The sequence below is a fragment of the Streptomyces sp. UF-297 genome (assembly GCF_058245575.1).
The window spans coordinates 1-22238 of the sequence record NZ_JBSIBZ010000110.1 but is presented as its reverse complement, the minus strand read 5'-3'; the positions used below and the strand labels follow the sequence as shown (position 1 = coordinate 22238).

Here is a 22238-nt window from a genome sequence, read left to right as displayed (position 1 = left end):
CGAGGCGCACCAGACGACCCACCGATCCCACGAAAGAACACCCACCATGCCCACCACCAAGGACCCCGGCTCCACGGTCTTCTTCAAGCTGACCATCGACGGCCAGGACCTCGGCCTGTTCAACGGCTGTGACGGCCTGTCCTCAGAGGTGGAGGTGGAGCAGCGGCAGGAGGGCGGCAACAACGGCTTCGTGTGGCAGCTGCCGACCCGCGTGACGTTCTCCACCATCCGGCTCACCCGGCCGCTGACCGCCGACACCTCCCGCGTCGCGGCCTGGATCTCGTCCATCGCCACCGGCATCACCCGGCCCACCGCACAGATCGCCGCCCTGCGCGCGGACGGCTCCATCGTCGCGCAGTGGGGCCTGGTGGAGGTGCTCCCCGTGCGCTGGCAGGGGCCGAGCCTGAGCCCCGACAGCCCCAGCGTGGCGACCGAGACCCTGGAGATCGCGCACCACGGCTTCACCGACGCGGGCGGTGCCTGAGGTGGCCGCGCCGACCGGCGGCAAGGCAGGGGCGAGCCTGGTGCGCGCCGCGCTCGCCATCCATCAGCCGCCCGCCGACCTGGGCGGTTCGATGGGCGGGCGGATCGGTGAGGTGGAGTTCCAGTTCAACCCGACGCAGCTGCAACTGGGCCGCGAGGCGGAATGGCGTACGCAGGCCGCGGTCGCCTATATGCGCGGCGCGCCGCCGAAGTTCACCGGCACCCGCCCCGCCACCCTCCAGCTGGAGGTCTTCCTGGACTCCTCGGGCACCCCGAACTCCGGCAAGGTGCAAAAGCAGGTGGAGATGCTGCTGTCGTGCTGCGAGGTGACCGCGCAGAGTGCCACCTCCAAGCGGCCCTCGCCGCCCTGGGTGCGCTTTTCCTGGGGGTCGTTCAACACGGTGCAGTTCGTGGCGTACGTGACCAGCGTGAACGCCACGTACACGCTCTTCAACCCGACCGGCGAGCCGATCCGGGCCACCTGCTCGCTCTCCCTGACCGAGGTGGCGATGCCCACCAAGGGGCAGAACCCGACCTCCGGCGCCCTGAGCGCCCGCCGGGTGCACCGCACCGTCGCGGGCGACTCGCTGGCCTCGCTGGCCTGGCGGGAGTACGGGGACGCCACCCGCTGGCGGCTGATCGCCGAGGCGAACGAGATCGACGACCCGATGCGGCTGCGGCCGGGCACCGAACTGCTGCTGCCCGCCGCCGACGAGGCCGCCCCCACGACCGGACCGGCCACGACCACCACAGCGCACACCCAGGAGGCGGCGGCGCGATGAGCGAGCGAACGTACACCAGCGTGCTGCACGCGGAGATCGGCGGCTCCGTGCTGCCCGACAAGCTCGCGGTGCTGCTGACCGAGGGCTGGGTGGACGCCAGCGCCAATGTGCCCTCCGCCTTCCAGCTGACCTTCACCGACTCCGGCGGCGACATCCTGGAGAAGTTCCCGCAGATCAAGGTGGGCGCGAAGGCGGTGCTGTGCCCCTTCACCGACGGGCAGCGCGGCAAGCCGATGCTGACCGGCGAGGTGACGGCGCTGGAGGTGGACGCGGACGCGGGCGGCAAGTCCCTGGTCGTACGCGGCTACGACCCCGGCCACCGGCTGCTGCGCAACCGCCGGGTGGCGGGCTACCCCAACATGACCGCCTCCGACATCGTGCGCCGCATCGCCGCCCTCAACAGCCTGACCCTGGGCAAGATCGACTCCACGCCCACCGTCTACGAGCTGGCGACCCAGCCCAACATCACCGACTGGGACTTCCTGATCCGCCTGGCGCAGGAGAACGACACCCATCTGAGCTTCGACGAGAAGGGCAAGCTCACCTTCACCGGCCTGCCGCCGGCCTCGGGGGCGCCCGCGGACACCACACCGGCCGCGCAGAGCCCGTACGTCCTGGAGTTCGGGCACAACGCGCAGCACAGCCGGGTCGCGGTCACCGCCGCCGGGCAGGTCTCCACGGCGGGCGCGCGCGGCTGGGACATGCGCACCAAGCGCGCGCTGTCCGCCAAGTCGACGGCCGCCACCAGCAAGGACATCGTCGCCGACATCGCGCCGTCCGCGCTGACCCGGCCCTTCGGCAAGGCCGAACTGACCGCCACCCACACCCCGTACACCACCCAGGCCCAGGTCACCCACGCCGCCGAGGCGCTCGCCGACGACGTGGCGGGCTCCTTCGCGGAGCTGGAGGTGGCGGTCACCGGCAATCCGGAGCTGCGGCCCGGCAGGCCGGTCGCCCTCAAGGGCGCGGGCTTCCCCTTCGAGGGCAAGTACACCGCCACCGGGGTGCGCCATGTCTTCGCCTCCGGGCAGCCGTTCACCACCTGGCTGACCGTCTCGGGGCGGCAGTTCCGGTCCCTGTACGGGCTCGCCTCCGGCGGCAGCGAGCCGGCGCCGCCCATGCCGGGCGTGGCCATGGCGCTGGTGAGCAACGCCAAGGACCCGCTGAAGCTGGGCCGGGTCAAGCTGCGCTTCCCCTGGCTCTCCCAGACCTACGAGAGCGACTGGTGCCGGGTCGCGCAGCTGGGCGGTGTCCGCGGCGGCGGGCTGGTGCTGCCCGAAGTGGGCGACGAGGTGCTGTGCGCCTTCGACCGGGGCTCGCTGGAGCACCCCTACGTCCTGGCCGGGCTCTACAACGGCGTCGACAAGCCCACCCCGCAGCAGGACGGGCTGCCCGCGGTCGACCCGACCAGCGGCCGGATCAACTGGCGCTCCTTCACCTCGCGCAGCGGGCACACCATGGAGCTGGTGGACGCCAAGTCCCGTATGAAGAGCGGCATCCGGCTGCAGACCGGCAACGGCCGCCTCACCGTCCACATGGACGAGGCGCGCACCAGCGTCACCATCAAGAGCGACGGCTCCGTCTCCATCACCGGGACCCGGAACGTGCAGATCAAGGCGGGCGCCAATCTGTCGCTGACGGCCGGCGGCTCGCTGACGATGAGCGCGGGCGGGGCGGTGGACATCAAGGCGGGCGCGAAGTTCGGGGTCATGGCGGGCGGCGCGGCGACGATCAACGTGGGTGGCGCCGCGGCGATCACCGCGGGCGGCGCGGCGACGATCAACGCGACCGGTACGGCCGGGATCACGGCGGTCGGCCCGGTGACCGTCAACTCGGCGGCCACGGTCGCGCTGACGGCGCCGGCCGTCCTGCGCAACGCCCTGCCGTTCTAGGAGGAGTTGGTGGCGATGGGCAAGGCGATGGGCGAGGAGGTGCACCGAGGTGAGTGAGCAGTTCGTCGGCGCGGGCTGGGGGTTCCCGCTGCGCATGGACGCGGGCGGCGGCATCGCGCTGGTCCGCCGCGAGCGCGAGATCGAGGAGTCGATCCGGCTGGTGCTGGCCACCGCGCCCGGCGAGCGGCCGATGCGGCCCGAATTCGGCTGCGCGGTCCACGACCTGGTCTTCGCGCCGGTCAACGAGGCCACGGCGGGGCGCATCCGCTACGAGGTGCGCGCCTCACTGGACCGCTGGGAGCCGCGGATCGAGGTGCTGGAGGTGACGGTCTCGCCGGCCCCCGACGAACCGGCCGTGCTGTTCATCGACGTCAGCTACAGCGTGCGCGGCACCAACAACCCGCGCAGTCTCGTCTTCCCCTTCTACGTCATCCCCTCCCACGAGTCCTCCGAGTCCTCCCCGCACACCGAAAGCGGAGTCTGAAGTCCGATGGCCCTGCCCGCACCCCACCTCGACGACCGGCGCTTCCAGCAGTTCGTCGACGACGCCAAGCGCTATGTCCAGCAGCGCTGCCCGGAGTGGACCGACCACAACGTCTCCGACCCGGGCGTCACCCTCATCGAGGCGGTCGCGCACATGGCCGACCAGATCGTCTACCGCCTCAACCGGGTCCCGGAGAAGAACCATCTGGCCTTCCTCGACCTCCTCGGCATCACCCTCTTCCCGCCCGCCGCGGCCCGCGCGGACGTCACCTTCTGGCTGTCCGCGCCGCAGGCCGAGCCGGTGGTGCTGCCCGCCGGCACGGAGGTGGCCACCAGCCGTACGGAGACCGAGGAGGCGGTGGCCTTCGCGACCGAGGACGATCTGACGGTGTGGCCCTGCGAACTGGAAGCCGTGGTGCGCCAGACGGCGGGCGGGGCGCCCGAGGACTGCGGCGCCGATGTGTTCGGCGGGCAGGACGTGGCCGCGTTCGCCGCCTCCCCGCAGCCCGGCGACACCCTGCTGTTCGGGCTGTCGGCCGCGGTGCCGCGCTGTACGGCCGTACTCCAGCTGGACAGCCGGGTGGACGGCGTGGGCGTGGACCCGCGCCAGCCGCCGCTGGTGTGGGAGGCGTGGACCGCGGCCGGCTGGGCCGTCTGCGAGGTGGACGAGGACTCCACCGGCGGTCTGAACCGGCCCGGCGAGGTCGTACTGCACATCCCCGCCGGCCACACCGTCTCCCGGGTCGGGCGCACCGACGCGGGCTGGGTGCGCTGCCGGGTGGTGGAGGCCGCCCAGGGCCAGCCGTTCTACAGCGCCTCGCCGACGGTCCGGGCCGCCGCCGCGTTCACCATCGGCGGCACCACGAAGGCCGCGCACGCCGAGGTCGTACGGGACGAGGCGCTGGGCGAGTCGGCGGGCGTGCCCGGGCAGCGGCTGCGGCTGGCGCACGCGCCGGTCGTCGCCGACCAGCCGCCGCTGACCCTTGAGATCTCCGACGGCGAGGGCTGGCAGGAGTGGCAGGTCGTCGCCGACTTCGCGCGCTCCGGGCCCGAGGACCGGCATGTCACCCTGGACGCCTCCAGCGGCGAGCTGGCCTTCGGCCCCGCGGTGCGCGAACCGGACGGCACGCTGCGGCAGTTCGGCGCCGTACCGCCCAAGGGCGCGGCGATCCGGGCCGCGCGCTACCGCACCGGCGGCGGGCGCGCGGGCAATGTGGCGCGCGGCGCGATCCAGGTGCTGCGCAGCTCGATCCCGTACGTGGCCCGGGTGGAGAACCGTGAGGCGGCACGCGGCGGGGTCAACGGCGAGACGGTGCAGGAGGCCAAGGTCCGCGCGCCGATCGCGCTGCGCGCGCAGGAGCGGGCGGTGACCGCGCGCGACTACGAGGAGCTGGCGCGCCGGGCCGCGCCGGAGACCGCGCGCATCCACTGCCTGGCCGCGGACGCCGCGGAGGCGGGCGAGAACGCGGTGCGCGTACTGGTCGTGCCGCAGGCGGTGCCCGACCGCGGCGGACGGCTGCGCTTCGAGCAGCTGGTGCCCGGCGACGAACTCCTCGGCCGCGTCACGCAGTTCCTCGACGACCGCCGCCCGCTGGGCACCCGGCTCTCGGTCGGCCCGCCCTTCTACCAGGGCGTGACCGTCGTCGCCACGCTGCACTCCTTCCGCGCGGCGCAGGCCGAGCGGGTACGGGAGCAGGCGCTGGACGCCCTGTACGCCTACCTCGACCCGCTGACCGGCGGGGCGCACGGGGAGGGCTGGCCGTTCGGTCGCCCGCTGCGCTCCGGCGAGATCTTCGCGGCGCTGCAGCGGGTGCCGGGCGTGGAGCTGGTCGACGAGGTGCTGCTGCACCCCGCCGACCCGCTCTCCGGGCGCCGCGGCGATGCCACCGACCGCATCGAACTCGCCCCGTCCGCGCTGCTGTTCCCCTTCGACCACCGCGTGCGCGTCATCGAGGCCCGATGACCACGCCGTACAAGGACACCGGTGCGCTCTCGGCCCGCGGCACCGTACCGGGGCTCGACTCCCCGCACCCGCTGGCCGACCAGCTGCCCGCCGTCTTCGCCGACGACGATCTGGCGCTGCGCTTCGTCGCCGGGCTCGACACGGTACTGGCGCCGCTGTTCACCGCGCTGGACTGTCTGGAGGCGTACTTCACGCCCGCGCTGGCGCCGGAGGACTTCCTGGACTGGCTCACCGGCTGGGTCGGCACGGAGCTGGACGGCACCGAGCCGCTGCCGGTGCGCCGCCACGCCGTGGCGAGCGCGATCGCCCTGCACCGGGTCCGCGGCACCCGCCGCGGGCTGTCGGCCGCCGTCCAACTGGCCTTCGGCGTACGGCCCGAGATCACCGAGAGCGGCGGGGCGACCTGGTCCGCGCGGCCGCTCGGCGCCTTCCCCGGCACCCCGCGGCCCGCCCTGCACGTGACCCTGCGGGTGCGCGACGCGACCGCCGCCGCCTCCATCGACCGCCACCGCCTGCAGGCCGTCGTCGCCGCGACCCGCCCCGCCCACCTCCCCTTCACGGCCGAGGTGACCACCACACCCTCCCCTGAAGGGACCTCCTGACCATGCCCAACCCCCCTTCTCCCGCGGTGACATGCCCGGAGTGCGGCACCCCGGCGCGCCAGACCGGCCAGTCCTTCTGCGACTCCTGCAGCGCCTTCCTGCGCTGGGACACCCCGGCGTCACCCGCCGGCGCCCCGGGCCCCTCGGGCACCGGTCCCGGTACGCCCTCGGGCAGCGCCTCCCCTTCCGGCCCCGCCTCGGACAGCAACAGCCCACCTTCCGCGCCCACCCCCAACTCGCCGTCTCCACACTCCGTTTCACGTGAAACATCGCCCGGCCCCGGCGCCGCCGCGTCCCCGCCGAGCGACGCGGGCCCGCACGCAGCGGCCTCGCCGTCGCACGCGAGCAATGCCGCGCCGACGGCCGGGTCGACCGGCCCGTACGGAAGCAGTACTCCCTCGCACCAGGGCGGCCCGGCATCCACGGCCGGGGCCACCGGCTCGTCCGACGCGCGCGGCACCGGCTCGCACGGCCCCGCCTCGCCGTCGAACCCGAGCGGCGCCGCACCCGCGACCGGAGCGGGCGCCGCACCCGGCCCGTACGCGGCGCCCTCGCCTTCGTACGGCGACAGCCCGACGCCCCCGGCCGGCACGTACCACCAGACCGACGCACGCACCCAGAACCCGTACGGGTCCGACGCGCCGTCGCCTCAGAGCAGCCCGGCGGGTGCGTTCGGCCCGCCCGGGAGCGGTGGGCAGGAGGGCTACGGCGCGGCCGCGGGCGGGCGGCAAGGGCAGGCCGGCGGCTCCGGACCGTACGGCCGGGCCGACGCGCAGCGCACGGGCCCGCAGGGCGGCGCCGCGCCGTCGTACCAGGAGGGGCCCGGCTCGGGATCGGGGAAGCCGGCCGGCTCGGCCGAGCCCACCGTGCCGCTGCCGAGTGCCGGGAGCGGCGTGCCGCCGCGGCAGCCCGGGGCGGAGTGGGAGCCGCCGGGGCGTGCCGGGGGCAGCGGGCAGCGGCACGGGGAGGCGGGGATCTCGGATACGGCGGTGCGGTCGCTGCTGGTGCCCGTGCCGGAGGCCGGACCGGCCGCCGCGCCGCCGGAGGCGCCGGGGGGTGTGCTGCCGGGCAGGCCCGAGGCGGCGCGGCCCCAGGTGCGGCAGGCCGGGCCCATGGAGCCGGAGTCCGGGCCGCCGTGCCCGGGGTGCGGGGTGCCCAACGCGCCGCGGCGGTACTTCTGCCGCAGTTGCACCAGTCCGCTGCGGGAGTCGGACCGGCCGGAGGCGGAGGGCCCCTACGCGGGGCAGCGGCCGCGGCTGCGGCGGGACCGCAAGCGGTGGATCGGGCGGGCCGTGGTGGCCGTCGTCGTCGTGGGCGTCGTGGTCGGCGGGATCTTCGGCGGGCCGCCCGCCGCGCGGGCCGTGCAGGACCACTTCGCCAAGCGTGTGCCCGTGCACCCCACCGGCTATCAGGCCTCGCACTCCGACCCCAAGCACGGGCCGCGGCTCGCCTTCGACGGGTACTCCAACACCTGGTGGGGCACGGGCTATTCGGGCGACTCGGCCGGCCAGTGGATCCAGGCGGACTTCGCCACTCCCACCGATCTGCTCAACCTGATGATCACGCCCGGCACGTCGCCGCGCACCGCGCAGGCCGCGGCCCAGGCCAGGCCCATGGACTTCGACGTGATCGTGACGGACTCGGCGGGAAAGCGGCGCTCCACGCCGCACCGCATCAACGACGGCGGCGCCCAGAAGATCGACCTGCGCGCCCGGGGAGCGGTCAGCGTACGGCTGGTGCTGCGCTCGGCGTACGGCGTCGCCAAGGACAAGCAAGTGGCCCTCGCCGAGCTGGAGTTCTTCGGCCGGTCGGCCCGGCCGGCCGACTAGCGAACCGGACACGGACGCACGAAGGGCCCGCAACCGCGGGCCCTTCGGCGTCAGTGCACCCAGTTCTTCAGCGGCTCGGTGTCCAGCTCGATGCCTACTGGGTCGGGCAGCGTGACGACGGTGCCGTACGGCACCGTCGTCACCATCGAGTACCGCTCACCGTCACCTTGGGAGTGCACCTTGACCTCGCACCTGTCGCGGTCGATCAGCAGGTACACGGGGATGCCCGCCTGGGCGTATGCGATCGGCTTCTCCCTCCGGTCCCGCCGGTCCGTGTCCGAGTCGCTGGAGGTGACCTCGACGGCCATCAGTACGCCGTCGGCATCCATGCACCGGAGCGTGGCAAGCCGAAGGGCCCGCGATCCGTCGATCGCGGGCCCTTCATACGTACGAGCGGACTACTTCACCTGCGGCTTGCGGATGCTGAGGTGCAGCTCCTTCAGGCGGGACTCCTCGACCTCGCTCGGGGCGCCCATGAGCAGGTCCTGGGCGTTGCCGTTGAGCGGGAAGGCGATGGTCTCGCGGATGTTGGGCTCATCCGCCAGCAGCATCACGATGCGGTCCACGCCCGGGGCGATGCCGCCGTGCGGCGGGGCGCCGAACTTGAAGGCGCGCAGCATGCCGCCGAACTCGGCCTCGACCGTCTCCTTGTCGTAACCGGCGATCGAGAAGGCCTTGTACATGACCTCGGGCTCGTGATTACGGATGGCGCCGGAGGACAGCTCGGTGCCGTTGCAGACGATGTCGTACTGCCAGGCGAGGATGTCCAGGGGGTCCATGGTCTCCAGGGCCTCAAGGCCGCCCTGGGGCATGGAGAAGGGGTTGTGCGAGAACTCGATCTTGCCGGTGTCCTCGTCCTTCTCGAACATCGGGAAGTCGACGATCCAGCAGAAGCGGAACTCGTTCTCGACGAAGTGCCCGGCGCGCTTGGCGGCCTCGACACGGACCGCGCCCATGATCTTGGAGACCTCGTCGAAGTCGCCCGCGCCGAAGAAGACGGCGTGGCCGGCCTGAAGGCCCAGGCGCTCGGTGAGGACCTTGACGTTCTCCTCGGTGAGGAACTTGGCGATCGGGCCGGACAGCGAGCCGTCCTCGCCGACGCGGACCCAGGCCAGGCCCTTGGCGCCCTGCTGGACGGCGAAGTCGCCCAGGCCGTCGAAGAACTTGCGGGACTGCGCGGCCACGTCCGGCACCGGCAGGGCACGCACGTGCTTGCCCGCGAAGGCCTTGAACTCCGAGCCCTCGAAGACGTCGGAGATGTCGACGAGCTCCAGCTCGGCGCGCAGGTCCGGCTTGTCGGAGCCGTACTTGAGCATCGACTCGCGGAAGGGGATCCGCGGGAAGGGCGAGGTGACCGTGCGGCCGCCGCCGAACTCGGTGAACAGCTCGGTCATCAGCTTCTCGATGGGCTGGAAGACGTCTTCCTGCTCCACGAAGCTCATCTCGACATCGAGCTGGTAGAACTCGCCCGGCGAGCGGTCCGCACGGGCGTCCTCGTCGCGGAAGCAGGGCGCGATCTGGAAGTAGCGGTCGAAGCCCGCGATCATCAGCAGCTGCTTGAACTGCTGCGGGGCCTGCGGCAGCGCGTAGAAGCGGCCGGCGTGCAGGCGCGAGGGGACCAGGAAGTCGCGGGCGCCCTCGGGGGAGGTCGCCGAGAGGATCGGCGTCGCCATCTCGTTGAAGCCGAGGGCCACCATCTTGTGGCGGATGGCGGAGATGACGGCGGTGCGCAGCATGATGTTGCGGTGCATCCGCTCGCGGCGCAGGTCCAGGAAGCGGTACTCCAGGCGCTTCTCCTCGTTGACCCCGTCCTCCGCGTTGATCGTGAAGGGGATCTGCTCGGCGGCGCCGAGCACCTCGACCTCGGAGACCTCGATCTCGATCTCGCCGGTGGGCAGGTCGGGGTTGACGTTGTCCGCGCCGCGCGCGCTGACCTTGCCGTCGATACGGACGACGGTTTCCTTGGTCAGCGAGCCGAGGGCTTCGTTGGCGGGGGTGCCGGGGCGGGCCACGAGCTGGACGAGACCGTAGTGGTCCCGCAGGTCGATGAAGAGGATGCCGCCGAGGTCGCGTCGATTGTGCAGCCAGCCGCTGAGGCGGACGTCGGCATCGACGTCCGAGGCTCGGAGCTCGCCACAGTTATGGGACCGGTACCGATGCATCACTCGTCCATCGCAAAGTCTGGGGGTGGATTTATCCGCTCCAGGTTACCGCCCTTATCACGCGGCAGTCTTTGGCATATACGCGTCAAGATCACCGTGGGAGGATGGTCACGCCCACCTCGCTGGTGGCCCCTCTTCAAAGCCACATAAAGTGATGCAATGCGCACCATGGATCTCCTGGCCGCCATCGCGACCGGCCTGTGGCGCTGGGACAACGCCTCGGGACGGGTGACCCTCGACGCCGAGGCGGCCCGGCTGCTGGGACTGCCCGCCGAAGCGGTGGAGCTGACCGAAGCCGCCGTACGCTCCCGCTTCCACCCCGTGGACTGGGTCGAGATCCGCGGTATCGCAGGGCTCGCCATCAGCGAGGACAGCCTGGCCGAGGGCCGGCTGCGCGTCGTGGACACCAAGGGCCGCACCCAGCGCATCGTGCGCGGCCGCGGCCGCGCCCTGCTCAAGGGCCGCGACTACGAGTTCGTCGGCACCCTCCAGGAAGTGCCCGAGCCCCAGCCCGGCACCCGCGCGGATGCCGCGCACACCCCCGTCACCGGCGACTGGCGCCGCTCGCGCGAGGCCTTCCTGCTGGACGCGGGACGGGCGCTGGCCGAGGCCCGCTCCACCGCCGAGGTGCTGCACGTCGCCGCAGGCCTGTCCATGCCCGGCTTCATGCCCGACGGCCTGGCGGTCTTCGGCATCGAGGGCGACCGCCTCTCCGTCATCGGGCACCACGGCCACCAGCCCGGCGACGAGAAGCCCTTCTGCGACCTGCCCCTGGACACCGACTACCCGGCCGCCGAGGTCATCCGCACCGGACGCGCCGTCTACCTGCCCACCCCCGACGACTACCGCCGCCGCTTCCCCGCCACCTGGCCGCTGGCCCGGGCCTTCAACCGGCAGTCCTGGGCCTTCATCCCGCTGGTCAACGCGGGCCGTACGATCGGCGCCTGGATGGCCGCCTTCGGCCAGCCCGTCGCCTTCACCCCCGACGAGCGCTCGGTGCTGACCACGGTCGCCCGCATGCTCGGCCAGGCGCTGGCCCGCGCCAGCGACCAGGAGTCCCAGCGCGAGCTGACGGTGGGACTCCAGCGCTCCATGATGCCCACGGTGCAGCCGGACATCCCCGGGATGACGGTGGCCGCGCGGTACGTGCCCACCGGCGGCGGCCTGGAGGTCGGCGGCGACTGGTACGACATGATCACGCTGCCGTCGGGCCGGATCGCCCTGGTCATCGGCGACGTACAGGGACACGACGTACGGGCCGCCGGCCTGATGGGCCAGCTGCGGATCGCGCTGCGCGCCTACGCCTCCGAGGGCCACCACCCCGACGCGGTCCTCTCGCGCGCCTCCCGCTTCCTGGCCGGGATCAACGACACCGAGTTCGGCGGCGAGGACCCGCGCTTCGCCACCTGCCTCTACATCGAGGTCGACCCGGCGACGGGCCTGCTGGACATCGCCCGCGCCGGGCACCCCGACCCCGCCATCCGCATGACCGACGGCACCCTGCTCGTCCGCCCCACCTCCGGCGGCCTCCCGCTGGGCATCCACCCCGACACCGACTACCCCACCACCCGCCTGGTCCTGGAGCCCGGCGAGACGATGCTGGTGTGCACCGACGGGCTCATCGAGACCGGCGGCCACGACCTGGAGTCCGGCTGGACCCGGCTGCGCCACGTCATCGAGACCTGGGAGGGCGGCGAGCTGGAAAAGCTCGCCGACGCCCTGATCCAGGCCGTGCACGGGCCCTCCTCGCACCACACCACCGGGCCCTTCGTCGACCGGCGCGAGGACGACATCGCCGTGCTGCTGCTCAGCCGCGAGGGCGGCAGCTGCGGGGTGGGAACCGGCGGCCGCAGCGCCCAACTCCCGGTACGGCGCACGGTGCTGACCATCGCCCAGGCCGAGCCGCAGCGGATAGCCGAGGCCCGCCGGCAGATCCGCGACGTGCTGCACGACTGGGCGGACGAGGACCAGGTCGACTCCGCGGTCCTGATGGTCTCCGAGATGGTCACCAACGTCCTGATGCACACCGACGGGGACGCCCTGCTGGTCGCCGAGATCTCCGGCGAGCGGGGCCGGCGCCGTATCCGCGTCGATGTCGCCGACGGCAGCGACGAGCTGCCGCACCGCCGCACCCCCGGCGAACTGGCCTCCTCCGGCCGCGGCCTGATGCTCATGGAACTGCTGGCGGGCGCCTGGGGCGTGGACCCGCGCGGCGACGGCAAGTCCACGTGGTTCGAGCTGTACGAGGACCAGGGGGAGGCGGGGGCCGCGACCCAGGACGCGGCCGGGACCGCCGACGAGGCGGCTGCCTGAGCGCTCCACTGGACATGCTGTCGGCCGGCTGCGGGCCGTCCGTGGCTGGTCGCGCGGTTCCCCGCGCCCCTTAAGGGGCGCCGGTGTCCGCCGTCGACTCTTGCCCGTAATGGCCGCGCAGCTCGGAGAGCACCCCGAAGGCCGCCGCGACCAGCGGCACCGCCAGCAGCATGCCCAGGATCCCGGCCACGCTCGCGCCCGCCGTGATCGCCAGCATCACCACCGCCGGGTGCATCTGGACCGTACGGCTCTGCACTATCGGCTGGAGGATGTGGCCCTCCAGGAAGAAGACGGCCAGCACGATGCCCAGCGCCCACACCCCCTTGGCCACCCCGAGGTCGGCGAAGGTCACCAGCACCGCGACCGAGCCGGAGATGAACGAGCCCAGGTAGGGGATGTAGGCGCCGACGAAGACCAGGGCGCCCAGGCCCACCGCGCCCGGCACGCCCAGGATCAGCAGGCCGATGGTGATGCCGACCGCGTCGATCAGCGCGATCAGCGTCGTACCGCGCATGAAGCCCTCGATGGCCTGGAAGCCGCGCCGGGCCATCCGCTCCAGGTGCGGCCCGGACGTGCCGGGCGCCCAGTCGTGCAGCGCGCCGACCGCCTTGCCGGAGTCCCGCAGGAAGAAGAACGTCAGGAACAGCGCGAGCACGGCGGCCGCCACGAACTGCGCGACGATGCCCACCCCGGCCAGCACACCGGAGGCGGCCGTGCCGCCGAACTTGCCGATCAGGCCCTTGGCGTTGGAGGCGATGTCGTCCAGCGAGGTCCCGGCCGCGCCGAAGTACTTGGAGACGTCCTTGGCCGCGTCCTTGAGCGACTCGATGATCTGGTCGCCGGTCTCGATGAGCGCGCTCACCACGATGTAGCCGGCGCCGCCGACGACCACCAGCAGGACCATGCAGGTCAGGCCCGCCGCCAGCGACCGGTTCAGCTTCATCGCCACCAGGCGGCGGTACAGCGGGCCGAGCAGGGCGCTGCCCAGCAGGGCGAGGAGTACGGGGGTGACGGCGGCGCTGAGCGTCACGCACAGCCAGACGCCGACGGCGGCCACGGCGGCGACGAGCAGGCCCACCCCGCACCATGCCGCTGCGCGGCGGGCCTCGACGGGCAGCAGCGGCGATTCCTGATCAGTTCCCTTACGCACCGGGCCAGTCCACCACACGGTGCCGTGTCGGCGCGGCACCGTGGGGGGAGCGGTATCGCCCCGGCTCCGCCGGGCCCGTCCTCAGGCGCCGGACGGGCTGGACTCGGACGGGACCGTGCCCAGGCGGCCCGCCTGGAAGTCCTCGAAGGCCTGGGCCAGTTCGGCGTGGGTGTTCATGACGAAGGGGCCGTAGTGCATCATCGGCTCCCGGATCGGCAGGCCGCCCAGCAGGACCACCTCCAGGTTCGGGCTGCGGGACTCCTGGGACTCGTCGGCGCGGAGGGTGATCGAGTCACCGGCGCCGAAGACCACCGTCTGGCCCGTACGGAAGGGGCGTGCCTCGGTGCCGGCGGTGCCGCGGCCCGCCAGCCCGTAGGCCAGGGCGTTGAAGTCCGCCCGCCACGGCAGCGTCAGCTCGGCGCCCGGGTTGACCGACACATGCATCATCGTGATCGGTGTGTGCGTGATGCCGGGCCCGCGGTGCCCCGCGATGTCGCCGGCGATCAGCCGCAGCAGCGCACCGCCGTCGGCGGAGGTGAGCAGCTTGACCTGCCCGCCGCCGATGTCCTGGTAGCGCGGCGCCATCATCTTGTCCTTGGCCGGGAGGTTCACCCACAGCTGGAGGCCGTGGAAGAGCCCGCCGCTCATGACCAGCTCCTGCGGCGGCGCCTCGATGTGCAGCAGGCCGGAGCCCGCCGTCATCCACTGGGTGTCACCGCCGTTGATGACACCGCCGCCGCCGTGGGAGTCGCGGTGCACGAAGGTGCCGTCGATGAGATACGTGACGGTCTCGAAGCCGCGGTGGGGGTGCCAGGGCGTGCCCTTGGGCTCTCCCGGTGCGTACTCCACCTCGCCCATCTGATCCATCATGATGAACGGGTCGAGGTACTTGTAGTCGATGCCGGCGAAGGCACGGCGTACCGGAAAGCCCTCCCCCTCGAAGCCGCCCGGCGCCGTGGCGACGGCGAGCACGGGGCGCTGCAGCGCCTCGGCGGGTGCCGCGACGCGCGGCAGGGTCAGCGGGTTCTCAACGGTCACAGCGGGCATGACGGCCTCCTCGGTCGTTCGCCATTCAACTTAGTTGAACACTGAACAACCTGCAAGGCGTGCGACATTCCCTGTTCTGTTTTCGCAGGCGAGAAGGGGTGGTGCGAGAGGTACGGAAGCCCGGGGAGGGCTAGCCGTACATCCGGCGCATCGCGAAGTCGACCATCTGCTCCACGGCCTTGGCGTCGAAGACCATCCGGTGGTCGCCCTCCATGTCCAGGACGAAGCCGTAACCGGTGGGCAGCAGGTCCAGGACCTCGGCGCCGGTGATCACGAAGTACTTGGACTCCTTGCCCGCGTACCGCCGCAGCTCCTTGAGCGAGGTGAACATCGGGATCACCGGCTGCTGGGTGTTGTGCAGCGCCAGGAAGCCGGGGTTCTCCCCGCGCGGGCAGTAGATCTTGGACGTGGAGAAGATGCTCTGGAAGTCCTCCGGCGACATCGAGCCGGTGGTGAAGGCGCGCACCGCGTCGGCGAGCGAGGGCGGCGACGGCTCCGGGTAGAGCGGCTGCTCACCATAGCCACCGGAGGCCGGATGCTGCGGCGGGGGCGGCGGAGCACCGTACTGCTGCTGCCCGGCACCCGCGTTCTGGTCGTAGCCGTACATGCGCCACAGAGTAGCGATTCGCCGTCGGGCGCCGTACCTACGCACGAAGTCGTATCCGGCACTCCCCTGTGGGACCTATGGCCGATGCCGGGATCAGCCCGGCGGGCGATCACGGGCGGCGGCGTCCGAAACTAGCGTGGGCGCAGGTGCACACAACGGACATCCGTGACGCATCCCCTCCGGCTCGCCCCCCACACCCCCCGAGGCCCCCATGTCGCGCCAGCACCACCCCTCCACCGGTTTCTCCCGCGGCAGCGTCGTACTGGCGACGGCGGGTGCGGTGCTCGCGGCGCTGGTGGTGGGCGGGGTGCTGTGGGCCAAGGGCAATATGACCTGGATCAAGCAGAAGATGGGCGGCAGCGCCTGGTACCTGACGTACGAGGCCGGGGCCGCGGGCGGGGAGCCGCGGGCCACCGAGATCCGGTACGAGCACAATCCGGACCGCTACGAGGACGAGCGGCGCACGGACCGTACGGGAGCGGCCGCGCTGCCCTGGAAGACCCGGGTCATGGTGAACACCGGCCAGGAGGCCCGGCTGGAGGTGCGCCCCGCCCCGGGCACCACCGCCACCTGCCGCATCCTGCTCGACGGCGCCCGCGTGGTCGCCGAGGGCCGCTCGCCGGCGCCCGGCAAGCCCGCCGTGTGCGAGGTGGTCACCAGCTCCACCCCCGAAAGCTGGCCGCGCTGACCCGGCCACCGGCCGCGCCACCCTCGTCACTTCCTCCACATCACAACCTCCGGCCCCGTAGGTAGCAGGGACCCTCGTCACAGATGGGCGGATAGGGGTTGCCTCTTATTACCGATGGGTAGCATCATTTTGGCTACTTGCTGGTATTGCGTTTGAGGACCCTGCCTCCCGAGCCATTACGGAGCCGTACCCATGGGGCACTACAAGTCGAATCTCCGCGACATCGAGTTCAACCTCTTCGAGGTGCTCGGCCGCGACAGCGTCTACGGCACCGGACCGTTCGCGGAGATGGATGTCGAGACCGCCAAGAGCGTCCTGTCGGAGCTGGCCCGCCTCGCCGAGAACGAGCTGGCCGACTCCTTCGCGGACGCCGACCGCAACCCTCCGGTCTTCGACCCGGAGACCAACACCGCACCGATTCCGGACACGTTCAAGAAGAGCTACCAGGCCTTCATGGACTCCGAGTACTGGCGTCTGGGCCTGCCCGAGGAGATCGGCGGCACCACCGCCCCGGCGACCCTGATCTGGTCGTACGCGGAGCTGATCCTCGGCTCGAACCCGGCGATCTGGATGTACTCCTCCGGCCCGGCCTTCGCCGGCATCCTGCACTCCGAGGGCAACGAGGCGCAGAAGAAGGTCGCCGAGATCGCCGTCGAGAAGCAGTGGGGCTCCACCATGGTCCTCACCGAGCCGGACGCCGGCTCGGACGTGGGCGCGGGCCGCACCAAGGCCGTCGAGCAGGAGGACGGCTCCTGGCACATCGAGGGTGTGAAGCGCTTCATCACCTCCGGTGAGCACGACATGTCGGAGAACATCCTCCACTACGTCCTCGCCCGTCCCGAGGGTGCCGGTCCGGGCACCAAGGGCCTCTCCCTCTTCCTCGTGCCGAAGTACCACTTCGACTGGGAGACCGGCGAGCTGGGCGAGCGCAACGGCGTCTACGCCACCAACGTCGAGCACAAGATGGGCCTGAAGGCCTCCAACACCTGCGAGATGACCTTCGGCGACCAGCACCCCGCCAAGGGCTGGCTGATCGGCGACAAGCACGACGGCATCCGCCAGATGTTCCGCATCATCGAGTTCGCGCGGATGATGGTCGGCACGAAGGCCATCGCGACGCTGTCGACCGGCTACCTCAACGCCCTTGAGTACGCCAAGGAGCGCGTCCAGGGTCCGGACCTGGCGAACTTCATGGACAAGTCCGCGCCGAAGGTCACCATCACCCACCACCCCGACGTGCGCCGCTCGCTGATGACGCAGAAGGCGTACGCGGAGGGCATGCGCGCGCTGGTGCTCTACACCGCCTCCGTCCAGGACGCGATCGCGGTCAAGGAGGCCGAGGGCGAGGAGGCCTCGGCGCTGCACGCGCTCAACGACCTGCTGCTGCCCATCGTCAAGGGCTACGGCTCGGAGAAGTCCTACGAGCAGCTGGCGCAGTCCCTGCAGACCTTCGGCGGCTCCGGCTACCTGCAGGAGTACCCGATCGAGCAGTACATCCGGGACGCCAAGATCGACACCCTCTACGAGGGCACCACCGCCATCCAGGGCCAGGACTACTTCTTCCGGAAGATCGTCCGTAACCAGGGCCAGGCGCTGAACACCCTCGCCGAGGAGATCAAGAAGTTCCTGGCCGAGGGCGTGGGCGGCGAGGAGCTGGAGCAGGCCCGCGGCGAGCTGGGCAAGGCCGCCGCCGACCTGGAGGCGATCGTCGGCGCCATGCTGACCGACCTCGCCGCCACGGAGAAGGACGTCAAGTCCATCTACAAGGTCGGCCTGAACACCTCGCGCCTGCTGCTGGCCTCGGGCGATGTCGTCATCGGCTACCTGCTGCTCAAGGGCGCGGCGGTGGCGAGCGCGAAGCTGGCGGACGCCTCGTCCAAGGACAAGGCCTTCTACACCGGCAAGATCGCGGCGGCGAAGTTCTTCGCGCACAACGTGCTGCCGGGCGTCTCCGTGCAGCGGCAGCTGGCCGAGTCCGTGGACCAGTCGCTGATGGAGCTGGACGAGGCGGCGTTCTAGGACCCCTCGCCCTGCGGCCGGGTGCGCAAGGGATCTTCTACGCGATCTCGAGCAGTACCGGTCAGACTGAACGGCAGAGCCCGCCTCCTAATCCCCCGGGGAGGCGGGCCCTGTCCGTTGCGCGGTGCCGTGCGGCGCGGTGCGCGGTGCGCGGTGCCGTACGGCGCTCAGGCGTCCCGTACAAGGGCGAGCAGGCCCGGGAAGCGGGCCTCCAGGTCCGCGCAGCGCAGCGTCGCCGCGCGGCTGTTGCCCCGGTCCACCTGGCGCACCAGGCCCGACTCGCGCAGCACCCGGAAGTGGTGGCTGAGCGTCGACTTGGAGACCGGCAGGCCGAAGGACACACAGGTGCGGGCGGCCCCGTACGGCTCGTGGGCAAGGCTCTTGACGACCTCGTAGCGCAGCGGGTCGGCCAGCGCGGCCAGGACTGTGCGCAGCACCATTTCCTCGCGGGAGGGGTGTCCCTCTTCGTCGGGCATGGATACGCCTCCGTTCCGGCTTCGCGGACTTTCGCCTCAGGTTCTATGTGAATCGTACCTGTGGTCACGAAAGGGCGCTGAACTCACCGCCGCATCGCGCCAGTTGATCACGTCGGGCGGCGGCCCGTCCGCCGATGTGTTCGATTCGCCGGGCGGCGTGCCGCCCTGTCAGGGACGGCGCTCCTTATGCTGATTCCATGAGCAACGCCTCCCGCTTCGATCGCGGCCACACAGAAGACCTGATGTCCTTCCTCGCCGCGAGCCCCTCGCCGTACCACGCCGTGGCGAACGCGGCGGAGCGGCTGGAGAAGGCCGGGTTCCGGCAGGTCGCCGAGACGGACGTGTGGGACGGGGAAGCGGGCGGGAAATACGTCCTGCGCGGCGGCGCGATCATCGCGTGGTACGTGCCGGAGAACGCCACCGCGGCCACTGCGTACCGGATTGTGGGCGCACACACCGACTCTCCCAATTTGCGCATCAAGCCGGTGCCCGACACCGGCGCGCGCGGCTGGCGGCAGGTCGCCGTGGAGATCTACGGCGGCACGCTGCTGAACACCTGGCTCGACCGCGACCTGGGCCTGAGCGGACGCGTCACACTGCGCGACGGCAGCCACCGGCTCATCAACGTCGACCGGGCGCTGATGCGCGTACCGCAGCTGGCCGTCCACCTGGACCGGTCCGTCAACGCGGACGGCCTCAAGCTCGACAAGCAGCGCCACATGACGCCGATCTGGGGCCTGGGCGAGGTCGCCGAGGGCGACCTGATCTCCTTCGTGGAGGAGGAGGCGCAGCTGCCCGCGGGCGACGTACAGGGCTGGGACCTGATGCTGCACAGCGTCGAGGCGCCCGCCTTCCTCGGCCGCGACCGCGAGCTGGTCGCCGGGCCGCGGATGGACAACCTGCTGTCCGTGCACGCGGGCACGGCCGCCCTCGCCGCGGCCGCGGCCCGCGAGGACCTGCCCTGCATCCCCGTACTGGCCGCCTTCGACCACGAGGAGAACGGCAGCCAGTCCGACACCGGCGCCGACGGGCCGCTGCTCGGCACGGTCCTGGAGCGCTCGGTCTTCGCGCGCGGCGGCTCCTACGAGGACAAGGCGCGCGCGTTCGCCGGGACGGTGTGCCTGTCCTCCGACACCGGCCACGCCGTCCACCCCAACTACGCCGAGCGGCACGAGCCGGGACACCACCCGATGCCCAACGGCGGCCCGATCCTGAAGGTCAACGTCAACCAGCGGTACGCCACCGACGGCAGCGGCCGGGCCGTCTTCGCCGCGGCGTGCGAGCGGGCCCAGGTGCCCTGGCAGTCCTTCGTCTCCAACAACTCCATGCCGTGCGGCACCACGATCGGACCCATCACCGCCGCGCGGCACGGCATCGCCACCGTCGACATCGGCGTGGCGATCCTGTCCATGCACTCGGCGCGCGAACTGTGCGGCGCCGAGGACCCCTACCTGCTCGCCGGCGCGCTGACCGCCTTCCTGGAGGGCTGAGTTGGAGTTCTCACTGCTGGGCCCGATAGCCGTCGCCGCGGGCGGGACCGAGCTGGCGCTCGGGCCCGCCAAGCGGCGCAGCGTGCTGGCCCTGATGCTGCTGCAGCCCAACACCACTGTTGCGCTGGAGCAGTTGATCGCTGCCCTGTGGGAGGACGAGCCGCCCGCGCACGCCCGTACGGTCGTCCAGGGGCACGTCTCCAAACTCCGCGCCACGCTGGCGGAGGGCGGCGCCGACGCGTACGGCGTCGGGCTGAGCACGCAGGGCTCCGCGTACGCCCTGCGGATGCCGGAGTCCCTGATCGACGCGCACCGCTTCAGCGAACTGGTCGCACTGGCCCGCCCCGAGGCGGCGCCCGGCGACGCGGTGCCGCTGCTGCGCGAGGCGCTGGGCCTGTGGCGGGGCCCGGCCCTGACCGGCACCGTCACCAGCCCGCCCTTCGCCGCCGCGGCCCACGCCCTGGAGGAGCGCCGGCTGGCCGCCGTCGAGGCACTGGCGCGGGCGCACGGGGCGCTGGGCGAACACGAGGAGGCCGCCGCCGTGCTCTACACGGCCGCGGTCCACCACCCCCTGCGCGAAGGCCTGGTCGCCGGGCTGATGCGGGCGCTGTTCCGTACGGGGCGGCAGTCCGACGCGATGGAGTGGTACCACCGGACGCGGCGCCTGCTGGACGAGGAACTGGGCGTCGATCCGGGCGAGGGGCTGCGCGGCGCGTACGAGGAGATTCTGCGGGCGGCGGGGCCGGCGGTGGTTCCGGCGCAGGGGGGTGCGCGGGCGGCGGGGGCGTCTGCGGGACCGGCCGCGGGGTCGGCCGTGGTGCCGGCGCAGGGCGGTGCGCGGGCGGCGGGTGGCGGGGACTCGTCGGGTGGTGGTCGTACGCCGGGCGGCGGGGATGTGCCGGGTGGCGGGGCCGGGAGCGGGGATCCGTCCGGGGGTGTCCCGTCCGAGGGCTCTGCGCCCGGAGGTGCCGCCGTGGCAGGGAGTGCGGGCTCCGTACCGGACGTCGTCGCGCCTCGGCTGCTGCCGCGGCCGCCGGTGCGCTTCCTCGGGCGGGAGGGTCAACTCGCCGCCCTGAGCGCGACGTTGACCGGTGTGCAGGCCGACGAGAGTCCGCTGACGGTCGTCACCGGGCCGGCCGGAGTCGGCAAGACGGCGTGCGCCGTGCAGTGGGCACACCTGCACGCCGCGGCCTTCCCCGACGGGCAGCTCTTCGCCGACCTGCGGGGGTTCGGCGAGGCCGAGGAGGCGCAGCCCGCCGAAATCCTGCGGGACTTCCTGCTCGCGCTGGGCACTCTGCCGCAGCACGTCCCCACCTCGGCGCAGGCCGCGTCCGCCCTGTTCCGGTCGCTGGTCGCCGAGCGCCGGCTGCTGGTCGTACTGGACAACGCCCGCAGCTCCGCGCAGGTGCGGCCGCTGCTGCCCGGCGGTGCGCGCTGCGCGACCGTGGTGACCAGCCGCAGCCGCCTGGACGGGCTGGTCGCCACCGACTGCGCGCGGCCGGTGGGGCTCCAGGTGCTGGGCCCGCAGGAGGGCGTGGCGCTGCTCGGGGCGATGCTCGGGCCGCAGCGGGTGGAGGAAGACCCGGAGGCGGCACGGGAGTTGGTCGCGCTGTGCGACGGACTGCCGCTGGCGCTGCGGGCCGCCGCCGCCCAGCTCACCGCGCGTCCGCGGTGGCGGCTGGCGCGGCTGGCCGCGGCGCTGCGCGACGAACGGCGGCGGCTGGCGCTGCTGTCGGCGGAGGACACCGGGATCGCGGCGGCGCTGCGGATGTCGGTGGCGCGGCTGTCGGCGGACGACGCGCGGCTGCTGCAGGCGCTGGCGGCCAGCGCGGACGGGCACCTGAACCCGTCCGTGGCGGCCTCGCTGGCCGGGTCCGATCCCGAACGGATCCAGGACGGGCTGGAGCGGCTGGCGGAGATGCACCTGGTGGACGAGGAGTCCACCGACGTCTACACGATCAGCACGCTGACCCAGCTGTTCGCCCGCGACGCGAAGGATGAACGGGCCGACTGAGGTTTCGGGCCGGGCGCTGCGGGGGCGCTGCGCTGGCGGGGTCGGCGGGGTTTCGGTGCGGGGGTGCTGCGCTGGGTGGGGCCGAGGGGGTTTCGGTGCGGGGGCGCTGCGCTGGTGGGGTCGGCGGGGTTTCGGTGCTGGGTGTTGTGTTGCTCGCCGTGGCCGAGTTGGTGTTGGTGGTGGGCTGCGCTGTCTGCGGGTGGGTGGGGTCGGGGCCGCGGGGGGGGGGGGGGGGGGG

Annotated in this window: 17 protein-coding genes and 1 pseudogene; 12 read left to right on the top strand and 6 right to left on the bottom strand. The window is 72.4% G+C overall.

All coding sequences use genetic code 11. From position 1 onward, the window contains the following. Positions 1 to 46: 46 nt before the first annotated feature. Genes AC4IJH_RS38645 through AC4IJH_RS38615 form a run of 7 tightly spaced genes read left to right on the top strand, consistent with a single transcriptional unit; the run spans position 47 to position 8034 of the window. Positions 47 to 484 (top strand): phage tail protein, encoded by a 438-nt coding sequence (locus tag AC4IJH_RS38645; RefSeq protein ID WP_490856666.1) that lies wholly within the window; start codon positions 47 to 49, stop codon positions 482 to 484. Position 485: 1 nt separating this feature from the next. Next, a complete protein-coding gene (locus AC4IJH_RS38640; RefSeq protein WP_490856665.1) occupies positions 486 to 1265 on the top strand; it encodes a CIS tube protein in 780 nt (259 codons plus the stop codon). Next, entirely contained in the window at positions 1262 to 3157 is a 1896-nt protein-coding gene (locus AC4IJH_RS38635) for a VgrG-related protein (protein ID WP_490856664.1), read from the top strand. Before AC4IJH_RS38640 ends, AC4IJH_RS38635 begins: the two co-directional genes overlap by 4 nt. A gap of 49 nt (positions 3158 to 3206) precedes the next feature. Beyond that, positions 3207 to 3641 carry a GPW/gp25 family protein gene (locus AC4IJH_RS38630; RefSeq protein ID WP_490856663.1) on the top strand — a complete coding sequence of 145 codons (435 nt, stop codon included), beginning with the start codon at positions 3207 to 3209 and terminating at the stop codon, positions 3639 to 3641. A gap of 6 nt (positions 3642 to 3647) precedes the next feature. Next, complete coding sequence (locus tag AC4IJH_RS38625) at positions 3648 to 5603, top strand: putative baseplate assembly protein (protein ID WP_490856662.1); 1956 nt, start codon at positions 3648 to 3650, stop codon at positions 5601 to 5603. Next, a complete protein-coding gene (locus AC4IJH_RS38620) occupies positions 5600 to 6205 on the top strand; it encodes a phage tail protein (protein ID WP_490856661.1) in 606 nt (201 codons plus the stop codon). Before AC4IJH_RS38625 ends, AC4IJH_RS38620 begins: the two co-directional genes overlap by 4 nt. A gap of 2 nt (positions 6206 to 6207) precedes the next feature. Next, the gene (locus AC4IJH_RS38615; protein WP_490856660.1) at positions 6208 to 8034 is read left to right on the top strand and encodes a discoidin domain-containing protein; all 1827 of its coding nucleotides are present in this window, start codon (positions 6208 to 6210) and stop codon (positions 8032 to 8034) included. Between the two features lie 50 nt (positions 8035 to 8084). Here the strand turns inward: AC4IJH_RS38615 and AC4IJH_RS38610 are convergent. Together AC4IJH_RS38610 and aspS are read right to left on the bottom strand one after the other, a co-directional pair. Beyond that, positions 8085 to 8360 (bottom strand): annotated as a pseudogene (locus tag AC4IJH_RS38610) (Uma2 family endonuclease); the annotation flags it as partial. Between the two features lie 72 nt (positions 8361 to 8432). Further along, positions 8433 to 10196 carry an aspartate--tRNA ligase gene (aspS, locus tag AC4IJH_RS38605; RefSeq protein WP_490856659.1) on the bottom strand — a complete coding sequence of 588 codons (1764 nt, stop codon included), beginning with the start codon at positions 10194 to 10196 and terminating at the stop codon, positions 8433 to 8435. A 159-nt stretch (positions 10197 to 10355) separates the two neighbouring features. On the opposite strand from aspS, the gene AC4IJH_RS38600 reads away from it, so the two are divergent. After that, positions 10356 to 12509, top strand: coding sequence for a SpoIIE family protein phosphatase (locus AC4IJH_RS38600; RefSeq protein ID WP_490856658.1), 2154 nt, complete (start codon positions 10356 to 10358; stop codon positions 12507 to 12509). 70 nt (positions 12510 to 12579) lie between these two features. Here AC4IJH_RS38600 and AC4IJH_RS38595 read toward each other — a convergent pair whose 3' ends face one another. The 3 genes from AC4IJH_RS38595 to AC4IJH_RS38585 form a co-directional block, all read right to left on the bottom strand. Then, the gene (locus AC4IJH_RS38595; protein WP_490856657.1) at positions 12580 to 13659 is read right to left on the bottom strand and encodes an AI-2E family transporter; all 1080 of its coding nucleotides are present in this window, start codon (positions 13657 to 13659) and stop codon (positions 12580 to 12582) included. 81 nt (positions 13660 to 13740) lie between these two features. Beyond that, complete coding sequence (locus tag AC4IJH_RS38590) at positions 13741 to 14706, bottom strand: pirin family protein (RefSeq protein ID WP_490856656.1); 966 nt, start codon at positions 14704 to 14706, stop codon at positions 13741 to 13743. A 130-nt stretch (positions 14707 to 14836) separates the two neighbouring features. After that, positions 14837 to 15313, bottom strand: coding sequence for an SseB family protein (locus AC4IJH_RS38585; protein ID WP_490856655.1), 477 nt, complete (start codon positions 15311 to 15313; stop codon positions 14837 to 14839). A gap of 211 nt (positions 15314 to 15524) precedes the next feature. On the opposite strand from AC4IJH_RS38585, the gene AC4IJH_RS38580 reads away from it, so the two are divergent. Together AC4IJH_RS38580 and AC4IJH_RS38575 are read left to right on the top strand one after the other, a co-directional pair. Next, positions 15525 to 16001, top strand: coding sequence for a hypothetical protein (locus tag AC4IJH_RS38580; RefSeq protein WP_490856654.1), 477 nt, complete (start codon positions 15525 to 15527; stop codon positions 15999 to 16001). Between the two features lie 192 nt (positions 16002 to 16193). Continuing rightward, positions 16194 to 18020, top strand: coding sequence for an acyl-CoA dehydrogenase (locus AC4IJH_RS38575; protein WP_490856653.1), 1827 nt, complete (start codon positions 16194 to 16196; stop codon positions 18018 to 18020). A gap of 167 nt (positions 18021 to 18187) precedes the next feature. On the opposite strand, the gene AC4IJH_RS38570 is transcribed toward AC4IJH_RS38575, so the two are convergent. After that, the gene (locus AC4IJH_RS38570; RefSeq protein WP_490856652.1) at positions 18188 to 18496 is read right to left on the bottom strand and encodes an ArsR/SmtB family transcription factor; all 309 of its coding nucleotides are present in this window, start codon (positions 18494 to 18496) and stop codon (positions 18188 to 18190) included. Positions 18497 to 18693: 197 nt separating this feature from the next. On the opposite strand from AC4IJH_RS38570, the gene AC4IJH_RS38565 reads away from it, so the two are divergent. After that, positions 18694 to 19986 carry a M18 family aminopeptidase gene (locus AC4IJH_RS38565; RefSeq protein ID WP_490856651.1) on the top strand — a complete coding sequence of 431 codons (1293 nt, stop codon included), beginning with the start codon at positions 18694 to 18696 and terminating at the stop codon, positions 19984 to 19986. 1 nt (position 19987) lies between these two features. Continuing rightward, the gene (locus AC4IJH_RS38560; RefSeq protein ID WP_490856650.1) at positions 19988 to 22000 is read left to right on the top strand and encodes an AfsR/SARP family transcriptional regulator; all 2013 of its coding nucleotides are present in this window, start codon (positions 19988 to 19990) and stop codon (positions 21998 to 22000) included. Positions 22001 to 22238 lie beyond the last annotated feature (238 nt).

What these genes read in the sequence shown, in the direction of transcription:
- AC4IJH_RS38645 (WP_490856666.1), top strand. Translation starts at nt 47, where the DNA reads ATGCCCACCACCAAGGACCCCGGCTCCACGGTCTTCTTCAAGCTGACC.
- AC4IJH_RS38635 (WP_490856664.1), top strand. Translation starts at nt 1,262, where the DNA reads ATGAGCGAGCGAACGTACACCAGCGTGCTGCACGCGGAGATCGGCGGC.
- AC4IJH_RS38625 (WP_490856662.1), top strand. Translation starts at nt 3,648, where the DNA reads ATGGCCCTGCCCGCACCCCACCTCGACGACCGGCGCTTCCAGCAGTTC.
- AC4IJH_RS38620 (WP_490856661.1), top strand. Translation starts at nt 5,600, where the DNA reads ATGACCACGCCGTACAAGGACACCGGTGCGCTCTCGGCCCGCGGCACC.
- AC4IJH_RS38615 (WP_490856660.1), top strand. Translation starts at nt 6,208, where the DNA reads ATGCCCAACCCCCCTTCTCCCGCGGTGACATGCCCGGAGTGCGGCACC.
- aspS (WP_490856659.1), bottom strand. Translation starts at nt 10,196, where the DNA reads ATGCATCGGTACCGGTCCCATAACTGTGGCGAGCTCCGAGCCTCGGAC.
- AC4IJH_RS38600 (WP_490856658.1), top strand. Translation starts at nt 10,356, where the DNA reads ATGCGCACCATGGATCTCCTGGCCGCCATCGCGACCGGCCTGTGGCGC.
- AC4IJH_RS38590 (WP_490856656.1), bottom strand. Translation starts at nt 14,706, where the DNA reads ATGCCCGCTGTGACCGTTGAGAACCCGCTGACCCTGCCGCGCGTCGCG.
- AC4IJH_RS38585 (WP_490856655.1), bottom strand. Translation starts at nt 15,313, where the DNA reads ATGTACGGCTACGACCAGAACGCGGGTGCCGGGCAGCAGCAGTACGGT.
- AC4IJH_RS38580 (WP_490856654.1), top strand. Translation starts at nt 15,525, where the DNA reads ATGTCGCGCCAGCACCACCCCTCCACCGGTTTCTCCCGCGGCAGCGTC.
- AC4IJH_RS38575 (WP_490856653.1), top strand. Translation starts at nt 16,194, where the DNA reads ATGGGGCACTACAAGTCGAATCTCCGCGACATCGAGTTCAACCTCTTC.
- AC4IJH_RS38570 (WP_490856652.1), bottom strand. Translation starts at nt 18,496, where the DNA reads ATGCCCGACGAAGAGGGACACCCCTCCCGCGAGGAAATGGTGCTGCGC.
- AC4IJH_RS38565 (WP_490856651.1), top strand. Translation starts at nt 18,694, where the DNA reads ATGAGCAACGCCTCCCGCTTCGATCGCGGCCACACAGAAGACCTGATG.